Below are 17055 nucleotides of genomic sequence, written 5' to 3'. Positions count from 1 at the left end.
CTTTTAAAATGGAATAAATATGGAAATAGAATATTTAAAGTTACGCGAATTAAGAGGAATCAATGGTGGCACTAAAAGCGACTATGGTTTTGGTCATGCCGTTGGGGATCATATTCGACATGGTGTTCAGACCTTTGGTGATGTAGTTTCATGGGCTTTTGGTCTTATTAATGGTTAATACGTTTAAAGGAAGTAAAAAGTCACTCTTCATATTTGGGGTGACTTTTTTGTCGTTCCAGTCTTCTTGCCCATTATAAAAGTTTTTTAGGATCAATGCCAATGGGTCAATTCAAGTATAGATCTCAATATGAAAGCTAAGGTGTGAATTCAAAGGTCAAATAATTAAATTCTCCTTACTCTATGAAGAATCAAAATAAAAACTCCGGTAAAGAAGTAATTGTTCAAAAGATTAAAGCAATAGTCAATTTCTTAAAGAATCCTGATAGCAAATTGAGCAGATCTTATGATGTCAAAAAGAACCTTAAATCTGTCTTTATATTTTATTTGATCAAGTTATTTTTTCTGTTACTATGGATTATTGTAGTAATTACGTGGGCAGAATTAGGCGAGCCTCCGGTAGTAGATATAAGAAATAAACTATCACCTCTAAATTTTATGCTATATGCCTTACTATTCGGACCTTTCCTGGAGGAAGCAATATTTAGATTGTCACTTGTTTTTAAACCATTATATATTACAATATCCGTTTTCCTTTTGACATATGTCCTTACTTCTAAATTGGGTTTTGGGATTAGCCATTTAGATATTGATAAGTATGTACTGGAAAGAATTCTAATATCAGCTCTATTTGCGTTGATCACCTATTTTTATGCTAATAAATATTTCATCTATTTTTTAAAATTTTGGAATGCAAATTTTAGATGGATTTATTATACGACTATAATTGTTTTTGCATTACTTCATTTAGATCTTTCAGAATTAACTTTTAATAAATTCCTGCTTTTCCCATTACTAACTTTTCCTCAGTTACTGGGTGGTACGATAAACGGTTATATTAGAATTAAATACGGCTTTATTTATTCTTGCCTGTTTCATAGCATTAATAATATCTTGCCTGTTTTATCAGTCCTTTAATAATTTGATAGTTAAGTGCGAAGTTTATGCGGGGAATGCTATGATATTAGCGTAAATGAATCATCTCAATGCGCACTGAAGGGTTTATTTATTAATGCTTACTTAATTTATAACAAATAGAAAAAATGACAACTATAGAATTAAACACAAAGGATCTTCAAAAAATTAATGGAGGAACTAAAAAAGATTATAACAATGGACACGATTTAGGTGTAAAATTAATGGATACTTTAAGTATTGTAGCCTATTATCAGTTTAGGCACTATTTTTTATAATAAAATTTTAGAAGAGTAATAATTAGAAAACGCCTCATTTAATGAGGCGTTTTTTTGGTTTAATTAAAATGCAATTTGCAACCCTTCTGCAGCCGGTCACACTACCTTGTTCCATAACGATTTCCAGGTATGGCCAGAATAACTATCAAACAACACGATATTACAGATTGCGGTGCGGCCTGCCTTGTATCTATAGCGGCCCATTACCAATTACAGATCCCAATTGCCAGGATCAGGCAATATGCAGGCACCGATAAAAAAGGCACTAATATACTAGGCCTTTTAGAAGCTGCCCAAAAACTGGGATTTGAAGCCAAAGGGGTGCGGGGAGATTTTGAGAGCCTTTTTAAAATACCTAAGCCGTCCATAGCACATGTTATAGTAAAAGAAGTATTGCATCATTATGTGGTAATCTATGAGGTTACTAAAAAGTATATAACCATCATGGATCCTTCCTATGGGAAGCTCCAAAAAAAGACCCATGATGAATTTCGAAAAGAGTGGACAGGCGTTTTGTTGCTCATACAACCTGAAAAGAATTTTGTAAAAGGCAATGAAACAGTCTCCGTTTACAGACGTTTCTGGTTCCTCTTAAAACCTCATAAATGGATTCTCTTACAGGCATTTGCCGGAGCTGTTGTGTATACACTTTTGGGATTTTCTACGTCTATTTATATTCAAAAGTTAACTGATTTTGTTTTTGTTGGCGGGAACACCAGGCTATTGAATTTATTAGGGGTCATCATGATGGTATTACTTGTACTTCAGATCCTAATTGAGATATTTAAGGATGTTTTTTTGATAAAATCGGGTCAGCAGATTGATGTGCGTCTTATCCTGGGTTATTACAAACATCTTTTTAAACTACCCCAGCAGTTCTTTGACACAATGCGGGTCGGTGAGATCATATCCCGTATCAATGATGCGGTAAAAATCAGGGCCTTTATTAATGGGGTTTCATTGAATCTTACCGTAAATGTGCTTATTATTATTTTTTCTTTTGCCCTCATGTTTTCGTTCTACTGGAAACTGGCCCTAATCATGTTTACAGTTATTCCTGTGTATGCCATAGTATATTTTACGGTGAACAGGCTGAACAGAAAAACAGAACGAAAGATCATGGAAAAATCTGCAGAATTGGAAAGTCAGTTGGTAGAATCCCTGAATGCCGTTGGAACCATAAAACGATTTGGGCTGGAAAGCTTTGCCAATATCAAGACCGAAACCAAGTTTATTAGTTTACTGAAAACCGGGTATAATTCTGCATTAAATTCGGTTTTCTCTTCAGTAAGTAGTAGTTCAATATCAAAATTATTTACCATCATACTTTTATGGAGCGGTTCCTACTTTGTCCTAAATCGAGATATTACTCTGGGAGAACTGATGTCTTTTTATGCTATTGTAGGCTATTTTACCGGACCTGTGGCCAGCCTTATCGGGGCCAACAGGGAAATACAAAATGCGCTGATAGCAGCCGACCGGTTATTTGAGATTATGGATCTGGAAAGGGAGGATACCAAAAATAAGATTCATATTAAAAAAGAAAATCTTGGGGACATACTTTTTAAAAATGTAGCCTTCAGATATGGAACGAGGGTTGAGGTCTTCAAAAAATTAAATTTGGTTATTCCCAAGGGTAAGATTACGGCCATAGTGGGAGAAAGTGGCTCTGGTAAATCTACGCTTATAGCTTTGTTGCAAAACCTATATCCCATTCAAAAAGGAACCATTTCCATAGGGGAAATTGATCTGAAATATACCGATAATACAAGCCTCAGGGAACTTGTTTCTGTAGTTCCCCAGAAAATTGATTTGTTTGCGGGTAATGTGATAGACAATATTGCTGTCGGTGAATTTGCCCCGGCAATGGAAAGGATTACTCATATCTGTAAGAGGATTGGTATTCTGGATTTTATAGAAAACCTACCTGACGGATTTAATACCTATCTGGGTGAGAATGGCGCTACCCTCTCTGGCGGACAAAAACAACGGATAGCTATTGCGAGGGCACTATACAAAGAACCGGAAATTTTAGTGCTCGATGAAGCGACGTCCTCCCTGGATAGCAGCTCAGAAAACTATGTCCAAAGAGCTGTCGCAAGCCTCAGAGAAGCCGACAAAACTATAATTCTGATTGCACATAGACTCAGCACGGTACTGCAGGCAGATAAAATAGTAGTATTGAATAAAGGCAAGGTATTGGAGGAAGGCTCACATAATTTTCTATTTCATTCGCAGGGATATTATTACAGGCTTTGGAAACAGCAAATGCCGGTAGCCGTATAATTTATTAGCTGGTTACAACGATGATTTCGATTTACAAATTAGTAGCTATAGCAACTACCAGGGCAATTGCACTGATGCCAAAAATTACCAGGACGAATTTAATAGCAAATTTAAACCATTTATCAAAAGAGATACCGGCAATTGCAAGAACGGCCATAAGCCCTCCGTTGGTGGGTATGATCAGATCTGTCATCACCGCGCCATACTGATAGGCCAACACACAAACCTGTCTTGAAAGCCCTATTAAGTCTGATAAAGGCGCCAGAATAGGCATGGTTAAAACGGCTTGTCCGGAATAACTTGGAACAACCAAATGGAGCAATGACTGCGAAAGCATCATGGAAATAGCAGACAGGCTGGTAGGCAAATACTGCATAGGGGTAAACAGTCCGTAAATCAGTGTATCTATGATCATTCCCCGCTCAAGGATAATGGAAATACTGCTGGATAGCCCCACAATCATCGAGGCAAAGATCATAGCCTTAAAACCTTCAATATAGGCTTCACTCGTTCCGTTTAAGCCCAGTTTTCCTATTAAACCCACCAGTATGCCTATCACAAAAAATTCGGCTGACATTTCATTAAAACCCCAATTGTACTTTAGGATGCCTACAATTAATATCACAAAGGCCAGTGCCACCATTCCCAGGATGAGGGCGCTTCTGAGGTTGAGGTTCTTTTTTACAAATAGGTGTTCGTCTTCTTTTACCACCTTATTTTTATTGGCATATCGGATTACCATAAACATCCAAACACAAAACGCAACCGCCATCACCACCAAACGAAAACCACTGCCCGATAAAAATTCCAGATTCGTCTCTTTTTGGGCAATAACTACCGCAAAAGGGTTAATAGGGCTAAACGCTGCGCCTAAAATAGCCGAGCCGTAGCTTATAGCCACTGCAACAAAGGAATTGTAGCCCATACGTGATGACAGATATAAAAGCACCGGGGTCATGGCAATAATTTCTTCCTGAAGCCCGCTCAATGCTCCACCGGCAAGAAAAGCCAGCGATACTACAATTAAAGCCACTTCTTCCCTGCCGTTTAAAAGCATGGTCAGATATTCAATACCATCTTTTAAGGCACCGGTTTTTTCAATAACAAAAAAACTGGCTCCAATTAATAAAATGAGTGCAATTAAATCTGCTCTGTCAATAAACCCTTCAGGAATGGATAATAAGATATCAAAAACAGAAACTGACGGAGCTTCTATTTGCTCATAAGACCCGGGAATAACCTTTGTCTGACTAGTATCTGGATTAATGATTCTTTCGTATTCACCCTGAGGAACAATATAGGTTAATACGGCAGAAAACAAAATAAACCCAATCATGATAACAAGGGCATTCGGAAACTTTTTCATTTAGTTGGAAGGTTTCAGGATTAAAAAAAACAAGCCTTCATTGTCTTATGAAGGCTTGTTCAGTTTTTAAAACAAGATAAAATTAATTATTGCTGCTTAGGTACATCATCAATCCGGTGAAATCTCCGTAAACCTGTTGCGTTAAGATTTTACCCTCGGCGTCAAAATCGAAAGACTCATATAAATTAATAACGCCGGTTTTGGCTTCGGTCGAATCTGTTGCAGGAAGAGTCACTTCCCATGCACTGTAATGCCTAACTGAACCGTCTGGCATTTTAGTATCCTGATTAACACCAGGTAATAAAATGGGTGGATCTGTTAGCATTTTAAAATCAAAAGTTTCCCACATTTGCATGTCATTAGCTATCATTTCATCCAGGGTGATGGATTCTTTTTCGGCTCCAAAGGTAGTTTCGAGCATGGAAAATTCTTTTGCATACATTGAGTAGTCCAAATTTTCATTTTGAAACCCCTCTAGATTAGTCAATACCGTTTTTGAATTAGCTTCAAAAGCCTCGTTGGCAGAATTGTCAACTTCAGTTTTGCATCCTATTAAAAAGATAGCAAAGCACAGATAAAAAAATAGAATTCTCATAATGTTGATTTTTAGGTTGATTTAAGCCAGAAAGTTAACAATTATAATTTTTGTAATGGAAGTTGCTGATAAAATATTGAGGGAATACGGTTATTTTCTATTTAGAATTTTAAACAACTAGCCAAGGAACTGCAAAACCAAATACTATTGAAATTTAAATGATTATATTTAATAAGGCCGAAATTTTGAATATGAAAAGCCAGACTGTACTTCTTATTCTTGCATATTATATGTTCCTGGGCCAGGTTATGTTTTCCCAGCAAGCGATTCTGGAGGAGGGTTTTAAAGAAACTACAGCGCTTTTTAAAAATCAGGAAGCGCTATCTGTAAAATTAAGATTCTCTGCAAAAAACTTAAGAGAGAAAACTAATGACAGCACCTATATAATGTCAACGTTATGGTACAATGATAAAGGAGCTGCATGGGATTCAATGAATATAAAGCTTAGAGCCCGGGGTAATTTTAGACGAGACAACTGTTATTACGTTCCATTGCGAATTAAACTAAAAAAATCTGCTACAAAAGGAACGATCTTTCAAGGAAACAAAAAACTTAAGGTTGTGCTGCCCTGTTTGGAGGGGAGAAATGGCAATGACTATGTTATAAAAGAGTATTTAGCGTACAAGTTATATGAAGATATTTCGCCCTATCATTTCAAAACCAGATTGTTGGAGCTTGAATTCCTTGAAGAGAAAGGACAACGGATAAAAAAGCATCAAATACAAGGGTTCCTAATAGAAGATATTGATAATGTAGCAGAACGTGTACATGGAAAGCAGATCAAAAGGGTTATCCATCCACTCCAGCACGATCCTACTTTTGCAGTAGAAAATGCGTTTTTCGAATATTTAATTGGAAATACAGACTATTCTGCTAGGATTCAACACAATCAACGGCTTATGTTTATAGAGGATAAAATAATTGCAATTCCTTATGATTTTGATATGTCCGGACTTGTGAACACCCATTATGCTACTGTATCCAATATCCAGAATATACCCACTCAAATAGATGAAGTTACCCAGCGTGCCTACAAGGGGTATAATCGTGATGAAGCATTATTCCAAAAGGTACGCCAAACTTACCTGGATCATAAAGAACAATTCTTTGCCACTATAGAAAGTTTGGAAATATATTTCCGAGATCCTGGTCAATTTCGAACAGCAAAAGAATTTATCGAGGATTTTTATGAAATCCTGGAAGATGACAAAAAATTCGAAAGAAATATAGTTAACCGCACCAGGCTTAAATAAGGAATTTCATCTCTGTAAAAACTTCTTTCTAAATTAAAGGTGATTGGGGAATAAAGTTTATCTTAACAACCATAATCACAAACAGGGCATTCTAAATTTGATTTTAGGGATGTCTTTTTTGCTTACTAAACCAACCAATTGAGATGAATGAAACAACCAACCAACTTGGCCCCGTTACCGGTGCTGAACGAATTAGATCTCTTGATGTCCTAAGAGGCGTTGCTCTTCTGGGAATATTATTAATGAACATTACGGGTTTTGGCCTGGTCTTTTGGGCTTATGTGGATCCAACTATACAAGGAGGATCAGAAGGGTACAACCTTTATGCCTGGGTTATGAACAACATGTTTTTTGAAGGCACCATGAGGGCTATGTTTTCTATGCTCTTTGGGGTAGGGATGGTACTTATGACCTCAAGAATGATTAATAAAGGTGGCGGTATTGAAGTAGCAGATATTTACTATCGAAGAACCATATGGTTGCTCATTTTTGGAGTTATCCACGGGTATATAATTTTATGGACTGGGGATATCTTATTTGCCTATGGCCTCTATGGTCTGTTTTTATTTCCATTTAGAAATACTTCTCCTAAAAAATTGATTATGGCTGCAGCTATCCTTACACTTATTGGGGTTGCTTTGGCAAGTTATGGTTATTCTAAAGACATGAAACATCTAGAACAGTATACCATGGCACAGTCCTATGAGAATGAATCAGATATTCCTGAGGACATAAAGGAAGGCAAAGAAGCCTGGGAAGCGTTGGTGACCGAGATGAAAACTCCTGAAGAGAAAGTACTGGAAGATACAGAGAGTATGCATAAGGGTTATTTTGATATTGTCTTGTTTCTTGCCCCCGTAAACAGGTTTATGCAAAGCACTTTTAATTACGATTATAATCCCTGGGACATATTGGCCATGATGCTATTGGGCATTGCTTTGTACAAACTAAGAGTAATCACTGCTGAGCTGAGCTATAAATCCTACCTGATTATGATGGTTGTTGGTTATGGAATTGGCCTTTCTGTAAATTACTATGAGACCATGCTTATTTTGAACGATAATTTCTCTGTTCCCTCATTCCATAAGGCAGGACGCACATATGCCATAGGACGTATAGCGGTTTCCTTTGGGCACATTGGGCTGGTCATGATTTTTTGTAAATTAAACATCATTGTTTTTTTAAAAAACTCACTGGCTGCTGTAGGTCGCATGGCGCTTACTAACTACATTATGCACTCTGTGATTTGTGCAATAATTTTCACAGGAGTGGGCTTCTCCATGTTTGGAAAATTACAACGTTATGAGCTGTATTATGTGGTGGTTTCAATTTGGATCTTTCAGTTGATAGTTAGCCCAATATGGCTAAAATACTATAGGTTTGGGCCTTTAGAATGGATGTGGAGGTCACTTACCTACAAACAAATACAACCTTTTAAAAGACAAATTTCAAAATAATTTTTAGTTCCATTATCGAACTAAGCAGAGGGGAAGTTTATCAGACTTCCCTTCAATTTTTTGTTTTAGGCATTTAGTTCTATTTAAGCTCCTCATCAATTAATGCAAGTATTCCATCAATTTCATTTATTGCAGAAAGGTAAGTGTTGTCTTTTTCTTGCATAATCTGTACCAGTAAAAAGATAAGGTTTTGAAATTCATGGGTAAAAATAAGTTCGGGTTTAATAACTTCAGCAGAAGCAAAATTAATAACAGAGGTTATACTTCGAGCAGCGTGGTCTAACATTACATCATAATGGATACTCTCCATTCTGTTAATATAATTATAGCGCTGTTCCAACACCCGGATCCGATCGACGATCCTTTGATTGCGCAATAATTGTATTTCTCCGCTGTTTACCAAAGTTTCATATATATTGCCTTCTCTGTCAAAATCTGAATAATTTGTAAGATTTCCAACTATAACCCCTAGGGTATCCATTTGGGTACGATCGTTAGCCATAATAATCTTTCTGGCATATTCAAATTGGTCCATGTAGTTATTGTTATAATCTATTTGATTCTGAATTAGTTCTTTATCTCCAATAATTTGGTCTCTGATATTTTCATAGGTTCTTATTTCGGAAATTTTTTTCTCCCTGTTTTCATTCCAATTATCTAACTGAAATGCCAGGGTAATTCCTATCATCACAAGCAAAATTTCACCAATGGCATAAAGCAGGTATTTCTTTACGTTGCTTTCTTGAATGAATTGCTGCCTGATTCCTTTAAATAATTTCATTTTTCTTTTAAATTTTAATCTAATCAGTTGAGTGCCAAACATTGTGAATTTACTAAAGTATTTTGGGGAACCAAAGTTTTGTTAAGCCGTAAAATCATAATGAGTAACACAAATATTCTGATATGAATTAATGTTAAAGGCGATGAATTTTCTCTTGATAAAAAAATTAGCATGCTCGGACAAAAAAAGCTTGACTTCATCCTCCATTGTTAGGATCATACCCTTAAAAGTTATATTCTGGCAACATATCCTTGTATTAAGGTATATTTATTAACCATTAATTCACTTTATAAAAACATGAAAAAAATTATTCTTTTAATTACTGCTATTGTACTTCTGGGTAGTTGTCAGGAAAAAGTAAAAGAACCTGAAGCACCGATGCCAGATCCGAATATGGAAAAATTCCATAAGAACGTTGAAACTACTAAAGCTTTTTTGGAGGCATTTTCTAACAATGACTCCCTTAACTTTGGATCTTATGTTACTGAAGATTTTATCTGGTCACCGCCCAGTGTGGGTAGAGACTCTCTGCCGAAAGCTGTCTGGGAAGAGGCCATGAAAGGATTTATGAAGACGTTTGACAACAAAAAATTAACCGATGCTCAGTTTTTTGCCGGCCTGGATGAAAATCAAAAACCTAATGGAGATGTCAGAGTTTACGGGCTATGGAAGTTTAATTTTGCAGAAACCGGAAAAAACGGAAGACTAAAATGGTACGCTGTCTACTTTTTTAATGAAGAAGGCAAAATTACCCATCAGGCAGAATGGTATGATACCGCAGATCTGTCTAAAGAATTTTAGGAATACATCTCATTTTCCAGCCACTTTACTTTATGTGCAGGAGAATATTTCCTAATAGAAAATCCGACTTTTTACGAAAAGTCGGATTTTAAATTTTTTGTTTCGTTTTGTTAATAACGTTGAGTAGTCTGGTATTTAAAGTGCAGATTCAATATCAATACCGGCTTCCAGTAAAAGATTAAAAATTAAGCGGTATTCATCCTCATTGAACTCTCCATCGGCGTTGGCCATCTCACTCAACATTACTCCTAATGCGTGTTTTTTATTTTCAGGCATTGCCTTAAGGACTTGTATACATTCCTTAGCCGTAATCTTCCTGGCTTCTTCAATAAGAACACGGTCAAATTTTAGAATATCCATTAATTGGGTAAGGAAGTCAATTTCACTTTGTTGAACCTTTCCGTCTACCAGAATAACCTCATCAATGGCTTTTACTATGGCTAATTTTTCAGCTAAATTAAATTTCATTATTTCTTTTTATAAGAATTGATATGATGATTCTCCGTTAATAGATTATGATATACAAGGTAATTAAAAAAAGTCATTCTTGTATCCTTTTTAACTGCTTTCCGATAGGAAGTACAATTAAAAAAGGTTTTGTAACTTATCTGATAAAAGCTCGTATAGTAAAGCACGTTAAATAAGTTTGCAATCATTTGGCCTGAAACACTGGCCTGGGCTATATATCCCTTTTGCGAAACTGTAACGAGCAGAATACTCTTGAGGATAAGATAAATGGATCATATATGCGGGCTGAGACGCTTATTACAGATGCCGAATTGTTAGGTACGGTTTAAAAACAAACGATTTGAATTATGAAACAAATAAAGCTTTTTGTGCCGATGTTATTTTTGCTGACAGCGCTAAATTTGAATGCACAGGATATTACCGTGCTCTCATATAATATTCGCCTGGACGTGGCTTCTGATAGCCTGAATCGTTGGGATAATAGAAAGGATTTTTTAATTGGTCAACTCAACTTTCATGAACCTGAGGTTTTTGGAATCCAGGAAGGCTTACTGCATCAGTTGGAGGAAATTAAGAATGGGATGCCCGGATACACCTATATTGGAAAAGGTAGAGAGGACGGACTTAAAAATGGGGAGTTTTCGGCAATTTTTTACAATCCGGAGAAATTGGAATTACTGGAAGAAAACACTTTCTGGCTTTCCGAAACACCTGAAATACCATCAAAAGGATGGGATGCGGCCATAAAACGGGTTTGTACCTACGGGTTATTTAAAACCAAAGGGGGAGGCCAAAACTTCTGGGTATTCAATACGCATTTCGATCATATAGGAGAAGAAGCAAGAAAAGAAAGTGTATTCCAGATCATTGAAAGAATACAAAAATTAAACACGGAGAATTTCCCGGTAATACTGACAGGGGATCTTAACCTGGAACCGGATCACCCGAGTATCTTATTGCTCTCCAGTGCTATGCAGGATACCCATCTGCTTGCCGGGGATAAGGCTTTTGGGCCTGAAGGAACATTTAATGGGTTTAATTTTTCAGAACCTATAACACGAAGAATCGACTATATTTTCCTGTCCAAAACAGGTTTTCAGCTTCTTAAATATGCCATTTTGAGCGATTCGAAAGACTTGAGATATCCTTCAGATCATTTCCCTGTTCTGGCAAAATTAGCTATTACCGAAACAGAATGAGGATTGCCCCAATGGCGGTTAAAATCAGGATCAATTTCCTGTAAAAACTTTCACGAATAATTTTAACCAACCGTACGCCAATAAACAGCCCTAATAGGATTCCGGGGATTAGTTTTAAATCTATCACCAATGTTTCCCAGCTAATAGTTTTCCAGACAAAAATGTGAAAAGGGAGTTTTATGGCGTTTACGATCAGAAACAGCCATGCCGCAGTACCTATAAACACATTTTTAGGAAGTCGCATAGCCAAAAAATAAATATTTGAAAAAGCCCCGGCCAAATTTCCAATCATAGTGGTAATACCTGCCATTACACCCATAAAACCACCAAAAGCCCAATGTGAGGGGACAGATTTGGATTTTCGTAAATCCCACCAGTACATAAGTAATACACTTGCCAGAATAATGCCCGACATTCCAATTTTAAATGCCTTTTCGGGAAGGTTTTTTCCAATCAGGACCCCTATCAATAAACCTGATATCATCCAGGGTAGAAAGCGTAAAATATACTTCCATTGTGCGTGCCTGTTGTAATAAATTACGGCAAAAACATCACCAACCAAAAGTAAAGGTACAATGAGACCCGTAGATTCTCTGGCTCCAAAGGCGAGCGCCATAAGGGTAACAATAATAATGGCGATACCTTTAAGTCCTGCTTTAGAAATCCCCAGGATTACCGAAGCAAAAAACGCCAATATCCAGGAGGTGGTTGTGATTTCCAAAAGTGGAGTTTAAAGAGGTTATTAGGTTTAAAGAACAAAAAGCAAATGTATCCTAAAAAATAATATCTTTATACCACCACCAAAACCAAACTATGGAACTAAGCACTTTAGACTATTCGTTTATAATTGTATTTTTCTCAATTGTTCTTCTTATCGGGATCCTTGTTTCCAAAAAATCAGGGAAGAATACCTCAGAATTTTTCTTATCAGGAAGGACTATGCCCTGGTGGTTATTAGGCCTTTCTATGGTAGCAACCACCTTTTCTACAGATACTCCAAACCTGGTGACCGATATTGTAAGGACGAATGGGGTTTCAGGAAATTGGGTCTGGTGGGCCTTTCTTATTACCGGTCTGCTAACAGTATTTGTTTATGCCAAACTATGGAGAAAATCTAATGTAAATACGGATCTCGAATTTTATGAATTACGTTATGGCGGTTCGCCGGCAAGGTTTTTAAGAAAGTTTCGCGCTGTTTACCTCGGGGTTATTTTTAATGTAATCACGATGTCCGCGGTAACACTGGCAGCCATTAAAATTGGAGGAATAATGCTTGGGCTGGAACCCTGGCAGACTGTAATAAGCGCCGGATTAATTACTGTAACTTTTAGCGCTTTAGGTGGATTTAAGGGTGTTGTTTATACAGATTTCTTATTGTTTTTTGTAGCAATGGGAGGGGCAATTGGCGCGGCATATTATTTGGTAAATTTACCCGAAGTAGGAGGGATTGAGGCAATTATGGCTAACGAAAATGTAAAAGACAAACTCTCTATTTTACCGGATTTTAGCAATAAGCAGGCTTTAATTACACTCTTTATTATACCCCTCGCAGTACAATGGTGGAGTTCATGGTACCCCGGAGCAGAACCTGGTGGCGGAGGTTATATTGCGCAAAGAATGCTGGCTGCCAAGAATGAAAACCATGCTATAGGTGCTACCTTTTTCTTTAATATTATGCACTACGCTTTAAGGCCATGGCCGTGGATTCTTGTAGCTTTGGCTTCATTGGTGATTTATCCGGATATTGCGAGTATTCATGAGGCTTTCCCAAACGTGGCTGATGATAAATTAGGACATGATTTGGCGTATTCTGCCATGCTTACAAAATTACCCAGCGGGCTTCTGGGATTGGTTTTAGCTTCTTTAATTGCTGCCTACATGAGTACGATTTCCACTCAGTTAAACTGGGGATCTTCTTATATAGTCTATGATTTTTACAAACAACAGATCAATCCAAAGGCTTCAGAAAAAAGATTGGTTGCAGTAGGGCGATTGTCAACAGTAGGCCTAATGATACTTAGTGCCCTTCTTGCTTTGCTGCTGCAAAATGCACTTCAATTATTTGAAGTGCTATTAGTTTTTGGTGCGGGCACGGGATTAATATTTATTCTAAGGTGGTTTTGGTGGCGCATTAATGCCTGGAGTGAAATTACTGCAATGTTTGCTTCCGGAATAATATCTATTGTTCTTAAACTTACCGCAGTGGGCCCATTTTTATTTGCAGCAGATACCGGCGTTTTCCCGGACTGGTCTGAGTATATTTTTGTTGTTTTGGCAACTACTATCATTTGGCTGGCGGCTACTTTTATGACTCAGCCGGAATCAAAAGCAGTGCTAAGAGATTTCTATAAAAAAATACAGCCGGGGGGCCCCGGCTGGGAGAAAGTTATTAAGGATGCAAACTCCGATGGGGTCGTAATTTCTGATCCCAATGAAAAATGGAGCGTCCCGCAAGGAATTTCGGCAATGGTTTTGGGTTGTGTACTTATTTATACCTGTATGTTTGCCACAGGGTATTGGATTTACGGGGAAATTAAACTGGCCTCCATATTAACCGTAGTAGCAATTGTTTCTGGAATTTTATTGGCGCGGGTGTGGAACCGGATGAAAGAAAATATTTTATAGCATTGTGAAAGAACGAATTACTTCCGTTGATATTTTTCGAGGCCTTACCATAGTCCTTATGATTTTGGTAAACACACCTGGAACCTGGTCTCATGTTTATGCACCTTTTTTGCATGCCAAGTGGCATGGTTATACCCCTACAGATCTGGTTTTTCCATTCTTTCTTTTTATAGTGGGAACTTCCATAGCATTTGCGTATAATAATAAAACCGCAACTTCGGCTACCTACAGGAAAATTACGGTAAGAGCTTTAAAACTAATTGGGTTAGGACTTTTTCTGGGGGCATTTACAATCCACTTTCCTTTTTTTAAGGATTTTGAAAGTATTCGGTTTCCGGGTGTTTTGCAACGTATAGGGATAGTATTCTTTTTTGCAGCAATTTTATTTATAAATTTTAACTGGAAGGTACTTCTTGGAATTTGCATAACAATAGTACTTGGGTATTGGATATGGATGGGATTTATTCCAATTAATGGGATGGAGCCTACTTTTGACAGGGCACCTAATAACTGGGCTAACTATATAGATCTCAATGTAATTGGCACCCATATGTACCAAGAAGATTATGATCCCGAAGGGTTATTGAGCACACTTCCTTCTATAGCCAGTTCTTTGATGGGCATATTTACCGGGTTGATACTTTTGTCTAAACGGGCAAAAAAAGAAATAGTACTAGTTCTTCTGGGAGCAGCTCTTGTAGTAGCAGGACATCTTTGGGATCTTCTATTTCCTATTAACAAGGCTCTATGGAGTAGTAGTTTTGTGCTAGTTACAGCTGGGTGGGCGAATATATTTCTGGCCTTAATTTACTATTTGACCGATGTTAAGGGCTTTAAATTTGGAAGCATTTTCCGGTACGCTGGCTCTAACGCAATTACGGTTTATTTTTTATCAAGCTTTATAACCAAAATATTTTATTCGATAAAAATTGACGAGCAAACAACACTTCATCAGTGGTTGTTTCAGAACATATACCTTCACGATTTTATGCAGGTAGAGTTATCCTCACTCCTATATGGATTAACGGTAGTTTCATTTTATATGCTCTTAGCATATGTAATGTACAGGCGTAAAATTTTTATTAAGGTTTAAAGTTGCCGGAAAAGCTCCAATTTGCATAGGAGATATTAAAAACATTTAATAATCAGGATTGTAATTCCAGATACCGGGCTACGTACTTGCCAATTACATCAAACTCCAGGTTCACCAAACTACCAATTTCATATTCTTTAAATCGCGTATGCTCATAAGTATATGGTATAATTGCGACGCTAAAGGCATTCTTTTCAGAATTAACGACTGTTAAGCTAACCCCATCTACTGTAATGGACCCCTTTTCTATGGTAATATTATTAAGCTTTGGATCGTACTCAAAAGTAAACATCCAACTACCATCATTTCTTGTTATTTTTCTACAAACAGCCGTTTGGTCTACATGGCCTTGAACCAGGTGTCCGTCTAGTCTTGACCCCATGACCATAGCTCTTTCAAGGTTAACTACCTGACCTTCATTTAGTTCTGAAAGGTTTGTCTTTTGCAGGGTTTCATCAATAGCTGTAACTGTGTAATAAGCTCCTTCTTTTTGGACCACTGTCAGGCATACCCCATTGTGTGAAATACTTTGGTCTATTTTTAATTCGTCGGTAATAAGGGAACTAACCGTTATGTGAAGATTGCTCCCTTCTTTTCTCAATCTGTGTATTTTACCTAAAGTTTCAATTATTCCTGTAAACATGTATCATTTAAAATAAGTAGTTTTGCTCTGTAAAAGTAGAAATAAAGAGTTTGATAACATGGAGGAAAAGGCAAAAATAAGGTTAGGGATATCCATTGGTGATTTAAATGGAATAGGATGTGAAGTTGTGCTTAAAACATTTGAGGATCCCAGAATGACAGATTTTTGCACTCCAATTATTTTTGCATCAAACAAGACCATATCTAAACAGAAGAATGACCTCGGAATCGATATTAACTACAATGGAATTAAAGAGGCTTCAAAAGCTATAAGTGGTAAAGTTAATGTGGTAAATGTCTGGAATGAGATTCCAAATATCCTCTACGGAAAAGCTACCGAAGAAAGTGGCTCATATGCTTTAAAGTCGCTTAGGGCAGCGGTAAATGCCTTAAAAAAGAATGAAATAGATTTACTTGTTACAGCGCCAATAAATAAAAACAATATCCAATCCAAGGATTTTAACTTCCCGGGACATACAGATTATCTGGCTAGTGAACTGGAAGGAGAAAGTTTAATGTTTATGGTTACTGAGAGCTTAAGGATAGGATTACTAACAGATCATCTGGCCGTAAAAGATGCACCTGCGGCCATTACACCTGAACTTATACGTAATAAAGTCCGGATCATGGAAAAAGCCTTAACTATGGATTTTGGCATACGAAAACCAAAAATAGCCCTTTTAGGGATTAATCCACATAGTGGAGACGATGGTGTCATTGGCAAGGAGGATGATGAAGTATTAAAACCAACTATTCGTGAATTATCAGATGAGGGGCACTTGGTATATGGCCCTTATGCAGCAGATAGTTTTTTTGGATCTGAAGGATATAAGAGCTTTGATGCAATTCTTGCAGCTTATCACGATCAGGGTTTAATCCCCTTTAAAACACTCTCTTTTGGGAAGGGGGTCAATTTTACCGCAGGCCTGTCAAAAGTGCGTACATCTCCTGATCATGGCACGGCATACGAAATAGCGGGTAAAGGTGAAGCTGATCCCGGTTCATTTAAGGAAGCAGTTTTTATGGCAATAAATATTTTCAGGAAAAGGAAAGAGTTTCAAAAACTCATCAAAAACCCATTGCAAAAACAGAAAATCAAACGAGCATGATATTGTTTTA

General features: G+C 37.1%; 17 protein-coding genes. 11 read left to right on the top strand and 6 right to left on the bottom strand.

Annotated features, from left to right (window positions below; genetic code table 11):
• Window positions 1-19 precede the first annotated feature (19 nt).
• The 4 genes from Q0874_RS02475 to Q0874_RS02460 all read left to right on the top strand — a co-directional run bounded on the left by Q0874_RS02475 (window position 20) and on the right by Q0874_RS02460 (window position 3656).
• Window positions 20-178 carry a hypothetical protein gene (locus tag Q0874_RS02475; protein WP_299158944.1) on the top strand — a complete coding sequence of 53 codons (159 nt, stop codon included), beginning with the start codon at window positions 20-22 and terminating at the stop codon, window positions 176-178.
• A 182-nt stretch (window positions 179-360) separates the two neighbouring features.
• On the top strand, window positions 361-1095 hold the full coding sequence (locus tag Q0874_RS02470; protein ID WP_299158942.1) for a CPBP family glutamic-type intramembrane protease: 735 nt from the start codon (window positions 361-363) through the stop codon (window positions 1093-1095).
• A 125-nt stretch (window positions 1096-1220) separates the two neighbouring features.
• On the top strand, window positions 1221-1370 hold the full coding sequence (locus Q0874_RS02465) for a bacteriocin (protein WP_299158941.1): 150 nt from the start codon (window positions 1221-1223) through the stop codon (window positions 1368-1370).
• Between the two features lie 129 nt (window positions 1371-1499).
• Complete coding sequence (locus Q0874_RS02460) at window positions 1500-3656, top strand: peptidase domain-containing ABC transporter (RefSeq protein ID WP_299158940.1); 2157 nt, start codon at window positions 1500-1502, stop codon at window positions 3654-3656.
• A gap of 31 nt (window positions 3657-3687) precedes the next feature.
• Here the strand turns inward: Q0874_RS02460 and Q0874_RS02455 are convergent, their stop codons facing one another.
• Both Q0874_RS02455 and Q0874_RS02450 read right to left on the bottom strand, forming a co-directional pair.
• Entirely contained in the window at window positions 3688-5022 is a 1335-nt protein-coding gene (locus Q0874_RS02455) for a Na+/H+ antiporter NhaC family protein (protein ID WP_299158937.1), read from the bottom strand.
• An 82-nt stretch (window positions 5023-5104) separates the two neighbouring features.
• The gene (locus Q0874_RS02450) at window positions 5105-5617 is read right to left on the bottom strand and encodes a hypothetical protein (RefSeq protein WP_299158935.1); all 513 of its coding nucleotides are present in this window, start codon (window positions 5615-5617) and stop codon (window positions 5105-5107) included.
• Between the two features lie 191 nt (window positions 5618-5808).
• Between Q0874_RS02450 and Q0874_RS02445 the strand changes: the two genes are divergently transcribed.
• Together Q0874_RS02445 and Q0874_RS02440 are read left to right on the top strand one after the other, a co-directional pair.
• The gene (locus tag Q0874_RS02445; protein ID WP_299158932.1) at window positions 5809-6870 is read left to right on the top strand and encodes a hypothetical protein; all 1062 of its coding nucleotides are present in this window, start codon (window positions 5809-5811) and stop codon (window positions 6868-6870) included.
• A 143-nt stretch (window positions 6871-7013) separates the two neighbouring features.
• Window positions 7014-8327: a DUF418 domain-containing protein gene (locus tag Q0874_RS02440; protein ID WP_299158930.1), complete on the top strand. Its 1314-nt coding sequence runs from the start codon at window positions 7014-7016 to the stop codon at window positions 8325-8327.
• 79 nt (window positions 8328-8406) lie between these two features.
• On the opposite strand, the gene Q0874_RS02435 is transcribed toward Q0874_RS02440, so the two are convergent.
• Entirely contained in the window at window positions 8407-9108 is a 702-nt protein-coding gene (locus Q0874_RS02435) for a DUF6090 family protein (protein WP_299158928.1), read from the bottom strand.
• Window positions 9109-9405: 297 nt separating this feature from the next.
• Between Q0874_RS02435 and Q0874_RS02430 the strand changes: the two genes are divergently transcribed.
• Complete coding sequence (locus Q0874_RS02430) at window positions 9406-9909, top strand: hypothetical protein (protein ID WP_299158925.1); 504 nt, start codon at window positions 9406-9408, stop codon at window positions 9907-9909.
• 135 nt (window positions 9910-10044) lie between these two features.
• Here Q0874_RS02430 and Q0874_RS02425 read toward each other — a convergent pair whose 3' ends face one another.
• Window positions 10045-10377 (bottom strand): TerB family tellurite resistance protein, encoded by a 333-nt coding sequence (locus Q0874_RS02425; RefSeq protein ID WP_299158922.1) that lies wholly within the window; start codon window positions 10375-10377, stop codon window positions 10045-10047.
• Window positions 10378-10724: 347 nt separating this feature from the next.
• Between Q0874_RS02425 and Q0874_RS02420 the strand changes: the two genes are divergently transcribed.
• On the top strand, window positions 10725-11576 hold the full coding sequence (locus Q0874_RS02420) for an endonuclease/exonuclease/phosphatase family protein (RefSeq protein WP_299158920.1): 852 nt from the start codon (window positions 10725-10727) through the stop codon (window positions 11574-11576).
• Here the strand turns inward: Q0874_RS02420 and Q0874_RS02415 are convergent.
• Window positions 11560-12297 (bottom strand): sulfite exporter TauE/SafE family protein, encoded by a 738-nt coding sequence (locus Q0874_RS02415; RefSeq protein ID WP_299158918.1) that lies wholly within the window; start codon window positions 12295-12297, stop codon window positions 11560-11562. The two genes, Q0874_RS02420 and Q0874_RS02415, sit on opposite strands and share 17 nt — an antisense overlap.
• 92 nt (window positions 12298-12389) lie before the next feature.
• Between Q0874_RS02415 and Q0874_RS02410 the strand changes: the two genes are divergently transcribed.
• Together Q0874_RS02410 and Q0874_RS02405 are read left to right on the top strand one after the other, a co-directional pair.
• The gene (locus Q0874_RS02410; RefSeq protein ID WP_299158916.1) at window positions 12390-14201 is read left to right on the top strand and encodes a sodium:solute symporter family protein; all 1812 of its coding nucleotides are present in this window, start codon (window positions 12390-12392) and stop codon (window positions 14199-14201) included.
• A gap of 4 nt (window positions 14202-14205) precedes the next feature.
• The gene (locus tag Q0874_RS02405; RefSeq protein ID WP_299158913.1) at window positions 14206-15294 is read left to right on the top strand and encodes an acyltransferase family protein; all 1089 of its coding nucleotides are present in this window, start codon (window positions 14206-14208) and stop codon (window positions 15292-15294) included.
• A 52-nt stretch (window positions 15295-15346) separates the two neighbouring features.
• On the opposite strand, the gene Q0874_RS02400 is transcribed toward Q0874_RS02405, so the two are convergent.
• Complete coding sequence (locus Q0874_RS02400; protein WP_299158911.1) at window positions 15347-15937, bottom strand: riboflavin synthase; 591 nt, start codon at window positions 15935-15937, stop codon at window positions 15347-15349.
• Between the two features lie 58 nt (window positions 15938-15995).
• Between Q0874_RS02400 and pdxA the strand changes: the two genes are divergently transcribed.
• The gene (pdxA, locus tag Q0874_RS02395; protein WP_299160087.1) at window positions 15996-17045 is read left to right on the top strand and encodes a 4-hydroxythreonine-4-phosphate dehydrogenase PdxA; all 1050 of its coding nucleotides are present in this window, start codon (window positions 15996-15998) and stop codon (window positions 17043-17045) included.
• The last annotated feature ends 10 nt before the right edge of the window (window positions 17046-17055 follow it).

Source organism: uncultured Eudoraea sp., from assembly GCF_947490415.1.
Lineage (GTDB): Bacteria > Bacteroidota > Bacteroidia > Flavobacteriales > Flavobacteriaceae > Eudoraea.
This window is presented reverse-complemented; position numbering and strand designations above follow the sequence as displayed.